General features: G+C 73.1%; 16 protein-coding genes. 5 read left to right on the top strand and 11 right to left on the bottom strand.

Annotated features, from left to right (window positions below; translation table 11 throughout):
• Positions 1 to 6: 6 nt before the first annotated feature.
• Positions 7 to 768 (bottom strand): SDR family oxidoreductase, encoded by a 762-nt coding sequence (locus tag AB0L06_RS31345; protein WP_500234737.1) that lies wholly within the window; start codon positions 766 to 768, stop codon positions 7 to 9.
• 63 nt (positions 769 to 831) lie between these two features.
• On the opposite strand from AB0L06_RS31345, the gene AB0L06_RS31340 reads away from it, so the two are divergent.
• The 4 genes from AB0L06_RS31340 to AB0L06_RS31325 are packed head-to-tail and all read left to right on the top strand — an operon-like array spanning position 832 to position 4,251.
• Positions 832 to 1,581 carry an enoyl-CoA hydratase family protein gene (locus tag AB0L06_RS31340; RefSeq protein ID WP_500234736.1) on the top strand — a complete coding sequence of 250 codons (750 nt, stop codon included), beginning with the start codon at positions 832 to 834 and terminating at the stop codon, positions 1,579 to 1,581.
• The gene (locus tag AB0L06_RS31335) at positions 1,581 to 2,444 is read left to right on the top strand and encodes a CoA transferase subunit A (RefSeq protein ID WP_500234735.1); all 864 of its coding nucleotides are present in this window, start codon (positions 1,581 to 1,583) and stop codon (positions 2,442 to 2,444) included. Before AB0L06_RS31340 ends, AB0L06_RS31335 begins: the two co-directional genes overlap by 1 nt.
• Positions 2,441 to 3,172, top strand: coding sequence for a CoA-transferase subunit beta (locus tag AB0L06_RS31330; RefSeq protein ID WP_500234734.1), 732 nt, complete (start codon positions 2,441 to 2,443; stop codon positions 3,170 to 3,172). The genes AB0L06_RS31335 and AB0L06_RS31330 overlap by 4 nt, the downstream gene beginning before the upstream one ends.
• The gene (locus AB0L06_RS31325; protein WP_500234733.1) at positions 3,169 to 4,251 is read left to right on the top strand and encodes an NAD(P)H-dependent flavin oxidoreductase; all 1,083 of its coding nucleotides are present in this window, start codon (positions 3,169 to 3,171) and stop codon (positions 4,249 to 4,251) included. The genes AB0L06_RS31330 and AB0L06_RS31325 overlap by 4 nt, the downstream gene beginning before the upstream one ends.
• Before the next feature lie 16 nt (positions 4,252 to 4,267).
• Here the strand turns inward: AB0L06_RS31325 and AB0L06_RS31320 are convergent, their stop codons facing one another.
• Positions 4,268 to 4,903 (bottom strand): TetR/AcrR family transcriptional regulator, encoded by a 636-nt coding sequence (locus tag AB0L06_RS31320; RefSeq protein WP_500234732.1) that lies wholly within the window; start codon positions 4,901 to 4,903, stop codon positions 4,268 to 4,270.
• A 42-nt stretch (positions 4,904 to 4,945) separates the two neighbouring features.
• Here AB0L06_RS31320 and AB0L06_RS31315 point away from each other — a divergent pair, with 42 nt between their 5' ends.
• On the top strand, positions 4,946 to 5,518 hold the full coding sequence (locus tag AB0L06_RS31315; RefSeq protein ID WP_500234731.1) for a peroxiredoxin-like family protein: 573 nt from the start codon (positions 4,946 to 4,948) through the stop codon (positions 5,516 to 5,518).
• On the opposite strand, the gene AB0L06_RS31310 is transcribed toward AB0L06_RS31315, so the two are convergent.
• From AB0L06_RS31310 to AB0L06_RS31270, 9 genes are all read right to left on the bottom strand, one after another.
• Entirely contained in the window at positions 5,478 to 6,878 is a 1,401-nt protein-coding gene (locus AB0L06_RS31310; protein ID WP_500234730.1) for an MFS transporter, read from the bottom strand. The two genes, AB0L06_RS31315 and AB0L06_RS31310, sit on opposite strands and share 41 nt — an antisense overlap.
• Positions 6,879 to 6,970: 92 nt before the next feature.
• Positions 6,971 to 7,945, bottom strand: a complete 975-nt coding sequence (locus tag AB0L06_RS31305) for a quinone oxidoreductase family protein (RefSeq protein WP_500234729.1) — start codon at positions 7,943 to 7,945, stop codon at positions 6,971 to 6,973.
• 50 nt (positions 7,946 to 7,995) lie between these two features.
• The gene (locus AB0L06_RS31300) at positions 7,996 to 8,751 is read right to left on the bottom strand and encodes an SDR family NAD(P)-dependent oxidoreductase (RefSeq protein ID WP_500234728.1); all 756 of its coding nucleotides are present in this window, start codon (positions 8,749 to 8,751) and stop codon (positions 7,996 to 7,998) included.
• A gap of 93 nt (positions 8,752 to 8,844) precedes the next feature.
• On the bottom strand, positions 8,845 to 9,705 hold the full coding sequence (locus AB0L06_RS31295; RefSeq protein WP_500234727.1) for a helix-turn-helix transcriptional regulator: 861 nt from the start codon (positions 9,703 to 9,705) through the stop codon (positions 8,845 to 8,847).
• Positions 9,706 to 9,819: 114 nt separating this feature from the next.
• On the bottom strand, positions 9,820 to 11,019 hold the full coding sequence (locus tag AB0L06_RS31290; protein WP_500234726.1) for an acyl-CoA dehydrogenase family protein: 1,200 nt from the start codon (positions 11,017 to 11,019) through the stop codon (positions 9,820 to 9,822).
• Between the two features lie 43 nt (positions 11,020 to 11,062).
• Positions 11,063 to 11,884, bottom strand: coding sequence for an HTD2 family dehydratase (locus AB0L06_RS31285; protein WP_500234725.1), 822 nt, complete (start codon positions 11,882 to 11,884; stop codon positions 11,063 to 11,065).
• The gene (locus AB0L06_RS31280; protein WP_500234724.1) at positions 11,881 to 13,050 is read right to left on the bottom strand and encodes a CoA transferase; all 1,170 of its coding nucleotides are present in this window, start codon (positions 13,048 to 13,050) and stop codon (positions 11,881 to 11,883) included. Before AB0L06_RS31280 ends, AB0L06_RS31285 begins: the two co-directional genes overlap by 4 nt.
• Positions 13,051 to 13,129: 79 nt before the next feature.
• Complete coding sequence (locus tag AB0L06_RS31275; RefSeq protein ID WP_500234723.1) at positions 13,130 to 14,284, bottom strand: acetyl-CoA C-acetyltransferase; 1,155 nt, start codon at positions 14,282 to 14,284, stop codon at positions 13,130 to 13,132.
• 18 nt (positions 14,285 to 14,302) lie between these two features.
• Positions 14,303 to 14,920: a TetR-type transcription factor C-terminal domain-containing protein gene (locus AB0L06_RS31270; protein WP_500234722.1), complete on the bottom strand. Its 618-nt coding sequence runs from the start codon at positions 14,918 to 14,920 to the stop codon at positions 14,303 to 14,305.
• Positions 14,921 to 14,924: the final 4 nt, after the last annotated feature.

Here is a 14,924-nt window from a genome sequence, read left to right as displayed (position 1 = left end):
ACTCCTTCAGGTGCGGTTCACGGTGGCGGCGTCCAGGAAGGCGGGACGCTCTCCCCCGCCGTGCAGCAGCAGGGACGAGCCGCTGACGTAGCCCGCGAGCGGCGAGGCGAGGAAGACGCAGGCCGCGCCGACGTCGGCGGGATCGGCGAGGCGGCCGAGCGGGACGGTCCCGGCGACGGCGGCGACGCCGTCCTCGCCGCCGTAGTGCAGGTGGGAGCTCTCGGTGCGGACCATCCCGAGGGTGACGGTGTTGACCCTGATCTCCGGGGCCCATTCGACGGCGAGGCTGGTCGCCAGGCTGGCCAGGCCCGCCTTGGCGGCGCCGTAGGCGGCGGTGCCGGGCGAGGGGCGGACGCCGCTGACGCTGCCGATCATGATGATCGATCCGCCCTCGGCCATGCGGGGGTGGACGGCCCGGGACATGACCAGGGCGGAGATCAGGTTCAACTCGATGATCTTGATGTGGCGGCGCACGTCGCCGTCCGCGACGGGCTGGAACGGGGTGCCGCCCGCGTTGTTGACCAGCACGTCGACGCGGTCGAGGCCGCCTGCGAACGCCTGGGCGGCGTCGGGGTCGCGGACGTCCAGGGCGGCGAAGCGGGCACGCCGGCCGTCCACCTCGGGGAGTTCGTCCGGCTCGTGGCGGGCGACGGCGACGACGTCCGCGCCCGCGGCGAGGAACGCGCGGGTGATGCCGAGTCCGACGCCTCGCACGCCGCCGGTGACGACGGCCGTGCGTCCGGTGAGGTCGAGCTTCGGGTGCGGCATTGCGTCCTCCCCGCGGTGGCCTCTACGGTCAGTTCTAACAAATGTTTGGTGGAAAGGTAGCGCATGGGAGTCTCCACCACGACCCACGAGTCCGGCGTAGCGGAGATCGTCGTCGCCGCTCCGCCGGTGAACGCGCTGACGGTGGCGGGCTGGCACGAGCTGGCGGACGCGCTGCTCGCGGCCGGGCGCGACCCGCGGGTCGGCGCGGTGGTGCTGCGCGCCGAGGGCCGCGGCTTCAACGCGGGCGTCGACATCAAGGAGATGCAGCGGACGGACGGCCACACCGCGCTGGTGGGGGCGAACCGGGGCTGCTTCGCGGCGTTCGCGGCCGTCTACGACTGCGAGGTGCCGGTCGTGGCGGCCGTCCACGGGTACTGCCTGGGCGGCGGGATCGGGCTGGCGGGCAACGCCGACATCGTCGTGGCGTCCGAGGACGCCTACTTCGGGCTGCCCGAGGTCGACCGGGGCGCGCTCGGCGCGGCCACGCATCTGGCACGGCTCGTCCCGCAGCACCTCATGCGGGCGATGGTCTACACGTGCCGCAACGTGACCGCGGACGAGCTGCACCGGCACGGCTCGGTGCTGGAGGTCGTCCCGCCGGACGAGCTGCGCGGCAAGGCGATGGAGGTCGCCGAGAACATCGCGGCCAAGGACCGGTACGTCATCCGGCGGGCGAAGGAGTCGCTGAACGGCATCGACCCGGTCGACGTGAAGCGGTCCTACCGGTACGAGCAGGGCTTCACGTTCGAGTTGAACCTCGTCGGCGCGGGCGACCGGGCTCGGGACGAGTTCGTCGAGAGGGGGGCACGCTGATGGGCTCCAAGGTGATGTCGATCGACGACGTCGTCGGCTCGCTGTCGGACGGGATGACGGTCGGGATCGGCGGCTGGGGGTCGCGGCGCAAGCCGATGGCGCTGGTCCGGGCGATCTGCCGCTCGTCCCTGCGGGACCTGACCGTGGTGTCCTACGGCGGTCCGGACGTGGGGCTGCTGTGCGCGGCGGGGAAGGTCCGGCGGCTGGTCACGGCGTTCGTCACGCTCGACACGATCCCGCTCGAGCCGCACTTCCGCGCGGCCCGGCAGGACGGCGCGATCGAGCTGACCGAGTACGGCGAGGGCATGTTCATGTTCGGCCTGTACGCGGCGGCGCACAGGCTGCCGTTCCTACCGACGCCGGCCGGGCTCGGCTCGGACGTCATGCGCGTGAACCCGTCGCTGAGGACCGTCCGGTCGCCGTACGGGGACGAGGAGCTGGTCGCGGTCCCGGCGCTGACGATGGACGTCGCGCTGGTGCACATGAACCGGGCCGACGCGCGCGGCAACGCGCAGTACCTCGGCCCCGACCCGTACATGGACGACCTGTTCGTGAAGGCCGCCAGGAGGTCGTACGTGTCGTGCGAGCGGCTCGTCGACACCTCCGACCTGCTGAAGGAGGGCCCGCTCCAGTCGCTGCTGATCAGCCGGGCGCACGTCGCGGGGGTCGTGGAGACGCCGAACGGCGCGCACTTCACCACCTGCGAGCCCGACCACGGACGCGACGAGGCGTTCCAGAGGCTGTACGCGAAGTCCGCCGCCGATCCGGCCGCGTGGGCGGCGTTCGGGGAGCGGTTCCTGTCCGGCGACGAGGCCGCCTACCAGGACGCGGTGCGGGCGTTCCGAGAGGAGTCATCGCGATGACGGATGCTTCGCGCGCCGAGGTGTGCGCGGTGGCCTGTGCCGAGCTGTTCCGCGGGGACGGCGAGATCGTGGCGGCGGCTGTCGCCGGGTTCGTCCCGATGCTCGGCTCGCGGCTCGCCCGCGCGACGTTCGAGCCCGACCTGCTGACCACCGACGGCGGGCCGGTGCTGTCGGCCGAGCCGACGCCGCTCGGGTCGTCCGCGACGGAGATCGAGGGCTGGCTGACATTCCGCGACCATCTGTGGCTCGTGCTGAACGGGCGGCGGCACGTGGTGATGGGCCCAAGCCAGATCGACGCGTTCGGCAACATGAACATCTCCGCGATCGGCGACTGGGCGAAGCCGTCGCGGCAGCTGCTCGGATCGCGCGGCGGACCCGGCAACACACGCCTGAACCCGACGAGCTACTGGGTGCCGAGGCACTCGACGCGCGTGTTCACCGAGAAGGTCGACTTCGTGAGCGGTGTCGGCTGGGATCGCGGCGCGCACGAGATCCGCGCCGTGGTGACCAACCTGGGCGTGCTCGACTTCGCGACGCCGGACCGCCGGATGCGGCTGCGGACCGTCCACCCGGGCGTGCGGGTGGACGAGGTGGTGGCGGCGACCGGGTTCGAGCTGGCGATCCCGGACGAGGTGCCCGAGACGCGCCTCCCGACCGCCGAGGAACTGCGGATCATGCGCGAGGTGCTGGACCCGAAGGGCCTGCGCGACCGCGAGGTCCCGGCATGACCGCGGAGCGCGGGACCACAGAGCGCGTGCTCGAGACGCCGCTGACCCGGCTGGTCGGCGTGCGGCATCCGGTCGTGCAGACGGGGATGGGCTGGGTCGCCGGTCCGCGCCTGGTCTCGTCCGTCGCGAACGCGGGCGGCCTCGGGATCCTGGCGTCGGCGACGATGACGCTCGAGCAGCTGCGGCTGGCCGTCCACGAGGTGCGGGACCGCACGGACGCGCCGTTCGGCGTGAACCTGCGCGCGGACGCGGGCGACGCGGGCGACCGCATCGACCTGCTCATCAAGGAGGGCGTGAAGGTCGCGTCGTTCGCGCTGGCGCCGCGCCGGGAGCTGATCGCGAAGCTGAAGGACGCGGGCGTGGTGGTGATCCCCTCGGTGGGGGCGCGGCGGCACGCGGAGAAGGTCGCCGCGTGGGGCGCGGACGCGGTGCTGGTGCAGGGCGGCGAGGGCGGCGGGCACACCGGCCCGGTCGCGACGACGCTGCTGCTCCCCCAGGTCGTGGACGCGGTGGACGTCCCTGTCATCGCGGCGGGCGGGTTCTTCGACGGGCGCGGGCTCGCGGCTGCGCTCGCCTACGGCGCGTCCGGGGTGGCGATGGGCACGCGGTTCCTGCTGACGTCCGACTCCTCCGTCCCGGAGGAGGTGAAGAAGGTCTACCTCGGCACGACCGAGACCGTCGTGACGCGGCAGGTCGACGGGATGCCGCACCGCGTGCTGCGCACCGACCTGGTGAACGGGCTGGAGGGCGCGGGACGGGTGTCCGGGCTCGTCCGGGCGCTGCGGAACGCGGCCCGGTTCAGGAGGATCTCCGGGATGTCGTGGCGGGCGATGCTCGCCGACGGGAAGGCGATGAAGCACGGCAAGGACCTGTCGTGGTCGCAGGTGCTGATGGCGGCGAACACGCCGATGCTGCTGAAGGCCGCGATGGTGGACGGCCGTCCGGATCTGGGCGTGATGGCGTCCGGGCAGGTCGTCGCGGTGATCGACGACCTGCCGGGCTGCGCGGAGCTGATCGGCGGGATCGTGGCGCAGGCCGCCGAGGTGCTGGCGCGGCAGCCGTCCTACCTGGTGCGCTGAACGCGCCCGGGGTCCCTCAGAGCTCGTCGCCGCCGACGGCGCGGCTGTCGAGGCCGTTCAGGAGCAGGTCGAGACCGCGCCGGAACTCCTCGTGCGCCGAGATCGCGCGGGCCATGCTCCCGGCCGCCGACATGTGCGGGAACTCCTCCTGCGGGAGGGCGGCTATCGCGTCGGTTCCGGGCCCGGACAGCGGGCCGAGGTGCTCGAGCTGGATCGCGCCGATGATGTAGGCGGTCACGCCGCGCAGCGCGATGACCCGCGCGTCGCCGCCGAACCCAGCGTCCGCGAGGACCCCGAGCATGGTCTCCGACCAGCGCAGCAGCGTCGGCGAGCGGTGCCGGTAGACGGGCGTCAGCGGGATGACCTCGGGATGCGCGCCGACGGTGAGCCGGATCCGCTCGACCAGCGCGGCGACCCGGTCGCGCCACGGGCCGTCCGGGGGCGGACTCGTGTCCATGCCGGACATCACGTGCTCGACGACGAGGCCCTCGATGTCGTCGCGGCCGTCGACGTAGCGGTAGAGCGCCATCGTGCTGACGCCGATCTCCTTGGCGACCGCGCGCATGGACAGCGCGGAGAGGCCGTCGCGGTCGACGACGGTGAGCGCGGCGGCGGCGACCTGCGGCCGGGTGAGTGAGCGTGGGCGCGGCATGGGACTTGACAGCGTACGCCCTACGCCTACGCTTGTAAGCGTATGGCGTACACCTACGAGGGAGGAACCTCCTTGCGCACCTACGAGCTGACGTCCGCGACCGGCGGGCTGATCCCGATTCCGGACCCGGACCACGTCGTCCACCTGCAGTTCCGCCGCTTCGCGGGCTGCCCGGTCTGCAACCTGCACCTGCGCTCGTTCGCCGTCCGGCACGCCGAGATCGAGGCGGCGGGTGTCCGCGAGGTGGTCGTCTTCCACTCGCCCGCCGACGAGCTGCGCGAGTACGTCGCCGACCTGCCGTTCGACGCGATCCCCGACCCGGATCGCGAGCTCTACGTGGACTTCGGCGTCGAGTCGAGGCCGCGCGCGCTGCTCGACCCGCGCGTGTGGCCGACGATCGTCCGCGCCGTGGTGGCCGGTCGGCTCCGCCGCGACAAGCTGCCCGCCAACCGTCCGAACGGCGGACGGTTCGGCCTGCCCGGCGACTTCCTCATCGGCCCGGACGGCTCGGTGCTGGCGAGCAAGCTCGGCGTCCACGCCAATGACCAGTGGTCGGTGGACGAGATGCTGGCCCTCACGAGGCCCGCGTGGATCTCGCTCGCGCAGCGAGCATGACGATCACCGCGCACGGGACGACCAGCACGCCCAGCGCGGGCCCGAACCGCGTCAAGGACGAGCCCGGGGAGGCGGCCGTACCGAGCAGGGCGGAGCCGAGCGCGAGGATCCCGATCTGGCCGAGGTTCTGGCTGGTCTGCATCGCGCTTCCCGCGTAGCCGGTCCGTCCGGACGGCGCGTGCGCGAGCGACAGGACGGTCAGCGTCGGCGCGGTCATCCCCATACCGACGGCCGCGACGACCAGTGAGGACGCCGGAATCCAGGCGGGCAGCCCGGCCGCTGTCGCGATCGCCGCACCGCCGGTCGCGACGGCGAGCAGCACGGCGCCGGCGGCCACGAGCAGATGCCGGGGGTGGTCGGCCAGGTAGCGGCTCTGCGCCCAGGAGGAGATGGCCCACGCGACGGCCGATCCGGTGAAGGCCAGGCCGGCGACGGCGGGCGGGACGTTTCCGTCCAGGTTCAGCAGCAGCGGGACCATGGCCTCGAGCGTGAAGAACGTCCCCGACGCCAGGCCGTTCATCAGCACCGTCGCGGGCAGCCCGGACGCGGCGCGCCACGTGCCCGGCGGCAGCATCCGCCGCACGAACGCGGCGAGCACGAGCAGGGCCGCGATCCCGCAGGCCAGGTGGACGGCGCTCCGTCCGGACAGCGCGTACTGCCCGAGCCCGGCTCCGACGCTCACCGCCAGGGCCACGATCAGGCCGGGGCCTTCGGCCTTCCCGGTCGTCGCGTCCCGCCGCGGCAGCCTTCCCAGCAGGACGATCACCGCGAGGCCGGGCAGCAGCATCAGCGCCGCGAGGCCGAGGAACACCCAGCGCCACGACCACCAGGAGACGACCAGTCCGGCGAGCGGCGGGCCCGCCAGCGAGGGCCCGACCCAGGCGGCGCTCAGCAGGGCGAGGGCCCGGGGCCGCAGCCGGTCCGGAAAGGTCTGCCCGATCGCGGCGTTGGTGGCGACCACGATCATCCCGGCGGACACACCGTCCAGGAAGCGTCCGGCTGCGAGCTGCCAGACCGTCCCCGCCGTCCCGGACACCACCAGGGTCGCGACGGCCAGCGCGAGCCCCGCCGCGAGCGGACGTCCCGGGCCGGACCGGTCCGACCAGGCGCCGCCGATCACCCCGCCGACCAGGCCCGCCGCCACGAACGCGCTCGCGACCAGCGGGTACAGCCACAGTCCGTCGAGCGCGCGGACGGCGATCGGCAGGGTCGGGACGACCGCGAGCCCGGAGAGCGCCGTGAGCACGGTCAGCGCGGTGAAGGCCGCGACCGGGGCGGCGTACTCCCCCGCGAACAGCCGCTCCGGCGCCGCCGTGCCGCCGCTGGTGCCGCTGGTTCCGATGCCGTCCCGGAGCCGCACGTCCCACTCCTGTTTTTTTAGGAAACTTTCTTGACAGATGGACGCTAGGGATGCCGTCCGGCCGCTGTCAACGGGGTTTCCGTCCCCGGCGCTCAGGAGCGGACGGCGAGGACGAGCTTGCCCGTGGTCGAGCCCGACTCGATCCGGCGGTGCGCCTCGGCCGCCTTCTCCAGCGGCATCTCCTCCACCTGGACACGCAGGTCGCCGGACGCGACGGCGGCGACCGCCCGGCGCAGCGCGCGGCCCGCCTCCGCCGGGTACAGGGCGCTGAACGCCGCGAGGTTGAACCCCGAGACGGTCTTGCTGGAGATCCACAGCTCGTTCGGCGACACCGGGACGTCGTCCGCGCCGGACGCGTTGCCCATCGCGATCAGCCGTCCGAACGGGGCCAGGGCCGCAAGGCTCGTGCGCCGGGCCTGGCCGCCGACCATGTCGGCGATGATGTCGAAGCCCGCGCCGCCGGTCAGCTCGTCGACGCGTCCGGGCAGTTCGTCGCGCAGGAGGACGTGCTCCACGCCCAGTTCGCGGACGGCGTCGGCCTTGGCCTGGCTGCCGACCGTCCCGACGACCGTGCCCGCGCCCAGAAGCCGCGCGACCTGCACGAGCTGGCTGCCGACGCCCCCGGCGGCGGCGTGGACGAGGACGCGTTCACCGGGCGCGATCCGGGCGATCCGGTCCAGGACGAGGTGGGCGGTGGTGCTGTTGGACGGGACGGCGGCCGCGACCGCGAGGTCCAGGCCGTTCAGCGGCGCGACCAGGTCGGCGGAGGTGACGGCGACCTCGGCGTACCCGCCGCTGTTCACGATCGTCAGCGCGGCGACGGGCTCGCCGACGCGCAGCCCGTCGACGCCCGCGCCGAGCGCCCGGATCCGCCCGGAGACCTCGATGCCCGGGACGAACGGCAGCGGCACGTCGGCGATGCCGCGCCGGTACAGGACCTCGGCGAAGTTGGCGCCCGCGTACTCGACGTCGATCGACACCTGGCCGGGGCCCGGCTCGGGCACCGCGACATCGTCGAGGCGCAGGACGTCGGCGTCGCCGAACTCGGGGATGGTGATGGCCTTCATGGCGGTGGTTCCTTTCGAGCTTCGAGCTTCGGGCTTTGGGGGTTCGGGCGTCAGGCGGGGATGGAGGAGACCAGGCCGCCGTCGACGACGAGGTCCTGGCCGGTGATGTAGGACGCGTCGTCGGAGGCGAGGAAGGCGACGGCGCGGGCGACGTCCTCGGAGGTGCCGAGCCGACCGGTGACGACCTGCCCCGCGTAGACGGCGGCCTCCTCGTCGGTCGGGGCGGCGCCACGGAACATCGGGGTGTCGATGTAGCCGGGGCTGACCGAGTTGACCCGGATCTTCCGGTCCGCGAGGTCGCTGGACAGCGTCTGGGCGAGGTTGAGCACGGCGGCCTTGGACGCCGAGTACACCGACGCGGCGGCCATGCCCCGGTACAGGGTCCAGGACGCGTTGACCACGACCGATCCGCCGCCGGTCATCAGCGGGACGGCCTTCTGGATCGTGAAGTACACGCCCTTGAAGTTGGTGCCGACGACCTGGTCGAAGTCGTCCTCGGTGACCTCGGCGCTGCGCGCGAAGGCCCCGACGCCCGCGTTGGCGAACACCACGTCGAGCCGTCCGAACCGCTCACGGATCCGCTCGACGAGGGCGTCCAGGTCGGCGAGGTTCGCGGCGTCCGCGCGGACGGCCAGCAGGCGGTCGCCGGCGTCCAGGTCCTTGGCGGCGGCGTCCAGGCGGGCCTGGTCGCGGCCGGTGATGACCACCTGGGCGCCCTCGTCCAGCAGGAGCCGGGCGGTCGCGAGACCCATGCCGCTGGTGCCGCCGCTGATCAGAGCCGTCTTGTTCGTGAAGCGCTTCGTCATGCCGACAAGACTGCCGCCGGGCGGCGGAACCCGGCAGTGTCGGCTCATCCTGGGTGTGGCACCACCACCCTCAGGGGGCCGGCCGGCGGAGGGTCAGCTGGCCTCCACCAGGCGCGGGCCGTCACTCATCAGCTTCGCCAGGCGTTCCATCGTCCCGGTCTCGGGGCGCGGGTTGTGCAGGACGAGGTTCAGGCCCGGATGGTCCGGCAGGGGCAGCAGCGTGGCGTCGAAGACCAGCTCGCCGACCTCGGGATGCCGGATCGCCTTGGTCGCGGCGGCGCCCGTGCTCACGTCGTGCCGCTCCCAGAGCTCGGCGAACTCGGGGCAGACGGCGGCGAGGTCGGCGGCGATCCGGGGGAACTCGGGGTCGTCCGCGTAGCGGGCCATGTCGGAGCGGAACCGTCCGACGACGTCCGGCGCGTTGCGATCCCAGAGGGTGTTCGTCGACCGGAAGCGGGCGTTGGTGAAGTAGCTGACCAGGCAGTTGTGGTCGGTGTCGCCGTAGCCGAACACCACGCGCGCGGCGTCGTTGACGGCCTGGAAGCCCCAGTGCCGGTCCTGGATGTAGGCGGGACGCGGCGCCCAGGCGTCCAGGACGCGGAGCAGCTCGGGCGACACCGGGACGGCCGGGAGTGCCTCGGCGCGCGGCGGGTTCAGCCCGGCGAGCAGGTACAGGTGCTCGCGTTCGGCCCCGTCCAGGCGCAGGGCCCGGGCGATCGCGTCGAGGACGTCCTCGGAGACCCGGATGTCGCGGCCCTGCTCGAGCCAGGTGTACCAGGACACCCCGACCCCGGCGAGGACGGCGACCTCCTCGCGGCGCAGGCCGGGCGTGCGGCGGCGTCCGGCGTCGGGCATGCCGACGTCGGCGGGGGTGAGCCGGGCGCGGCGGGTGCGCAGGAACTCGCGCAGGCCGTCGCGGCGGCGCTCGTCCGAATCAAAGGACATCTCGGCCATACCGGAACCCTAACCATGCTCGGCGAGCGGCCCGCGCCGAACCCCCGGCCGATCTCGGCGCGCGACCTGCGCCGAACCCCTGACCGTCCTCAGCGGGCGGCCTGCGCCGGAACCCTAGCCGTCCTCGGCGAGCAGCCGGCGACCGATGACCATCTTCTGGATGTCGGCGGTGCCCTCGCCGATGAGCAGCATCGGCGCCTCCCGGTACAGCCGCTCGATCTCGTACTCCTTGGAGTAGCCGTAGCCGCCGTGGATGCGGAAGGCGTCCTCGACGACCTCCTTGCAGTACTCGCCCGCCAGGTACTTGGCCATGCCCGCCTCCAGGTCGTTGCGGTCGCCGCCGTCCTTGCGGCGGGCCGCCATGACCGTCATCTGGTGGGCGGCCTCGACCTTGGTGGCCATCTCGGCGAGCCGGAACAGCACGGCCTGGTGCTCGGCGATCGGCTTCCCGAACGTCTCGCGGCGGCGCGCGTAGTCCACTGCAAGCTCGTAGGCGCGGCGGGCGACGCCGCAGGCGCGGGCGGCGACGTTGACGCGGCCGACCTCCACGCCGTCCATCATCTGGTAGAAACCGCGTCCGGGCTCGCCGCCGAGGATCCGACCGGCCGCGATGCGGTACCCGTCGAACAGCAGCTCGGTCGTGTCGACGCCCTTGTACCCCATCTTCGCGATCTTCCCGGGGACGGTCAGCCCCGGCGCGACCTCGCCGAAGCCGGGCTCCTTGTCCACCAGGAAGGTCGTCATGCCCCGGTGCCCGGCGTCCGGATCGGTCTTGACCAGCGTCGCGACCAGGTGGGACGTGCCGCCGTTGGTCAGCCACATCTTCTGCCCGGTGATCAGGTAGTCGTCCCCGTCCGGGACGGCCCGGGTGCGCAGCGCCGCGACGTCCGACCCGCATTCGGGCTCCGACATCGAGAACGCGCCGCGCACCTCGCCGGCCGCCATGCGCGGCAGGTAGTGCGCCCGCTGGGCGTCCGTGCCGTGGTGGGCGATCATCCAGGCGACGATGAAGTGCGTGTTGACGATGCCGGACACGCTCATCCAGCCGCGCGACAGCTCCTCCACGACCAGCGCGTAGGTGAGCAGGGACTCCCCCAGCCCGCCGAACTCCTCAGGGATCGTCAGCCCGAACAGGCCGAGCCGCCGCATCCCCTCGACGATCTCCTCCGGGTAGGCGTCGGCGTGCTCCAGCCCGGTCGCGACGGGCAGGATCTCCTTCTCCGCGAACGCCCGCACGGTCGCGACGATCTCCCGCTGCTCCCCGGTCAGCCCGAACGTCTGCTGCAGCCGTCCCGTCGCATGAAGCCGCCCCATCGCACACCCTCCGCCGCAAGTGCCCGCTTACGTCAGCGTCACCCTACGAGAAGGTGGCCGTGAGCGCCGACACCGGCCCCGAGGCGTACGCCGCGCCGATCACGGCCAGCTCGCCGTCCGGATGCCCGACCACCGCGACCGGCTGGCCCGCGTACACCGGACGCCGCGCCCGGAAGGAGAACTCGGTCACCTTGTGCCCGGCCAGGCGCGGCAGCTCCAGCAGCAGGATCGCCAGCAGCGGCCCGTGGACGACCAGCCCGGCATGCCCCTCGACGTTGGTCGCGTAGTCCTCGTCGTAGTGGATGCGGTGCGCGTTGTAGGTCAGCGCGCTGAACCGGAACAGCAGCACCGGGTCGGCGATGAACGTCGTCCGCCACGGCGTCTTGTTCAGCACCGGCTCCTTGTAGGACGGCTCGGGCGGCGCCGAGTCCGGCGCGCCGGAGCGGTACATCAGATCCTGCTCCTCGACGGCGATCTTCTGCCCGTCGCGCAGGAACGTCTGCCGGACGGTCACGAACAGCAGCTCGCCCGTCCGCCCCTGCTTGATGTTCGCGGCGACCATCTCGTCCCGGCGGGTCACGGTGTCGCCGACGCGCAGCGGCTCGCGCTGCAGGAACCGGCCCCCGGCGAACATGCGGCGGCGGTTCGGGATCGGCGGCAGGAACCGCCCCTCGGCCGGATGCCCGTCCGGTCCGAGCACATCCTGCGGGGGACGCTCCAGGAAGTACAGCCACTGCCACAGCGGCGGCAGCTCCTCGCCGTCGAACGGCGCGCCGAGCAGGCCCGCCAGGCCGTGGGCGGGTCCGGGCTGGAGGATCTCGGTGGTCTCCTGCGGGTCCGGGCTCCAGCCCTGGATGTCGATCACGCAACGACTCCCTTCGCGCGTAGGTCGGCGGGGTCCAGGCCCAGCCCGGAGAGGATCTCGTCGGTGTGCTCGCCGAGCTCGGGCGCCGGAACGGCGGCAGGCCGCCCCGCACCGGTGTTCAGGGGGGACGCGGGCACCCGGACACGGCCCACGCCCGGCTGGTCGACCTCGTCCATCAGCGCGCTGGCGGCGAGGTCCAGATCGGTGAAGCGCCGGTACGGGGCCCACAGCACGGACCCGCGTCTCAGTGCGGGGCAGGGCTTCAGCGCCTCCTCGACCTCGGGCAGCGTCCGCGCGGCGAACCAGGGCGCGAACAGCGCGGCGAGCGCCTCGCGATGCCGGTAGCGGTCGCCGTCGACGGCGAAGTCGGCGTGCAGCAGGCGCGCGAGTTCATCGACCGTCGCGGTCATGCCGGTCGCCTCGCAGAGGTCGGCGAAGTGCCGCCGCGTCAGCGCGACGACCATCACCCGCTCGCCGCCCGCGAGCGCGAAGTCCCGTCCGAAGCCGCCGTACAGGTGGTTGCCGATGCGTTCGCGTTCGACGCCGAGCTGCGCCTCGGCGAGCAGCCCGAGGTTGCCCGCGGTCGCGAGAGCCACGTCGTACAGCGGAAGCCTGATGTGGGCGCCCTCGCCCGTCCGGGAGCGGCGGCGCTCGGCGGCCAGCAGCCCGACCGCCGCGTACAGTCCGCACGCCACGTCCCAGGCGGGCAGGACGTGCGAGACCGGCGCCGCATGGTCGGCCGGGCCCGTGACCAGCGGAAACCCGATCTCGGCGTTCACCGTGTAGTCGACCGCGGCGGCGCCGTCCGGCTTGCCCTCGACCTGCAGCAGGATCAGATCCGGACGCGTCTCACGCAGCGCCTCGTACGACAGCCAGCCGCGTCCGACCGCGTTGGTCAGAACGATCCCCGCCTCGGCGGCCAGGCGCGTCACGACCTCGCGGCCCTCGGCGGAGCGGAAGTCCACGGTGACCGACCGCTTGCCCTTGTTCATGCCCGTCCACAGCAGGCTCGTGCCGGACGGCGCGAGCGGCCAGCGCGCGGTGTCGGCCGCGCCGCCGAGCGGATCGACCCGAACCACGTCCGCGCCGAGCTGGGCCAGCGTCAGGCCGCCTAGCGGCGCGGCGACGAAGCTCGACACCTCGACGATCCGCAGACCTTCGAGCATGGGCGTCCTCCATGGGGGGCTCCGCCCGAGTATGCCGGAGACGCCGGAGTCCACGGGCCACCGCCGCTCGGGACGGTCCCTACAGGCGTTCCAGGACGGTCACGTTCGCCTGACCGCCGCCCTCGCACATCGTCTGGAGGCCGTACCGTCCACCGGTCCGCTCCAGCTCGTGCAGCAGCGTCGTCATCAGCCGCGCCCCGGTCGCGCCGAGCGGATGGCCGAGCGCGATCGCGCCGCCGCTCGGGTTCACGCGGGCCGGGTCCGCGCCGGTCTCCCGCAGCCAGGCCAGCACCACGGACGCGAACGCCTCGTTGATCTCGACGACGTCCATCTGCTCGATCCGCATGCCGCTCTTCTTCAGCGCGTACGCGGTCGCGGGGATCGGCGCGGACAGCATCCGGATCGGGTCCTCCCCGCGCGCCGACAGGTGGTGGATCCGGGCGCGCGGCGTCAGCCCGTGCTCCCGGACGGCCCGCTCGGACGCGACGAGCAGCGCGGCCGCGCCATCGGAGATCTGCGAGGCCAGCGCCGCGGTGAGCCGTCCGCCGTCCACGAGGGTCCTCAGGCCCGCCATCTTCTCCAGGGTCGTGTCGCGGCGCGGCCCCTCATCGTTCGCCACCCCTTCGAGCGGCGCGATCTCGCGCGCGAACCGTCCCTCGTCGATCGCCCGGATCGCCTTCTGATGGGAGGCGTAGGCGTACTCCTCCATCGCCTCGCGGGAGATGTCCCAGTCACGCGCGATCTGCTCGGCGCCCGCGAACTGCGACACCTCGCCGTCCCCGTACCGGCGCACCCAGCCCTTGGACCCCGCGAACGGACCACGGTCGAAGCCGAGCGGCTCGGCGGCGGTCATCGCGTACGCGATCGGGATCTGCGACATGCTCTGCACGCCGCCCGCCACCACCAGGTCGGACGTCCCCGACAGCACGGCCTGCGCCGCGAAGTGCACCGCCTGCTGGGACGAGCCGCACTGCCGGTCCACCGTGACGCCCGGCACCTCCTCGGGCAGCCCGGCGGCGAGCCAGGCCGTCCGCGCGATGTCCCCCGCCTGCGGGCCGACGGTGTCGACGCACCCGAACACCACGTCCTCCACTGCGGACGGGTCGATCCCCGACCGCTCCACGAGCGCGTTCAGCACGTGCGCGCCCAGGTCGGCGGGATGGACGGCGGCCAGCCCGCCACCGCGCCGTCCCACCGGGGCGCGAACGGCGTCGACCAGGTATGCCTCGGCCATCGGGGGTCTCCTCTTCGGCTATGTCGCCTGGATGCCCTCCAGCACCATGGCGAGGTACTGCTTGGCGATGTCCTCGGCGGACAGCCGTCCGCCGCGCTGGTACCAGTTCGCCGCCACCCACACGGTGTCGCGGATGAACCGGTAGACGAGCCCGCGGTCCAGGTCGGCGCGGAACGCCCCCTCGGCGGCGCCCCGTTCCAGCAGGTCGGTCCACATCCGCTCGAACCGCTGATGCGAGTCGAGCAGGTACCGGAAGCGCTCGCTGGTCGCCAGGTGCTTGGACTCGTTCTGGTAGATCACGACGGCGGGACGGTGCCGGTCGATCGACCGGAACGACTCGACGACCAGGGCCTCGAGCGTCTCGCGCGCGCCGAGCCCGGCGGCGAGGACGCGGTCGTAGGAGGCCCACATGTCGTCCAGGAACGTCGAGAGGATCTCGTCGGCCATCGACTCCTTGGAGTCGAAGTGGTAGTACAGGCTGCCGCCGAGGATCCCGGCCGCGTCGGCGACCTGCCGGATCGTCGTCGCCGAGTACCCCTGCGAGGCGAACACCCCGGCGGCGGTGGCGAGCAGCTCGGCCCGGCGTTCCGCGCGCGCGGCGGCGGTTCCCTCGGCGTCGCGCCGTCGTGGACTCATCGTG

It is taken from the genome of Spirillospora sp. NPDC052269, from assembly GCF_040679435.1.
In the GTDB taxonomy this organism is placed as follows: Bacteria; Actinomycetota; Actinomycetes; order Streptosporangiales; family Streptosporangiaceae; genus Spirillospora.
Note: the sequence above shows the minus strand (reverse complement) of the source record. Positions and strands in the feature narration are given on the sequence as shown.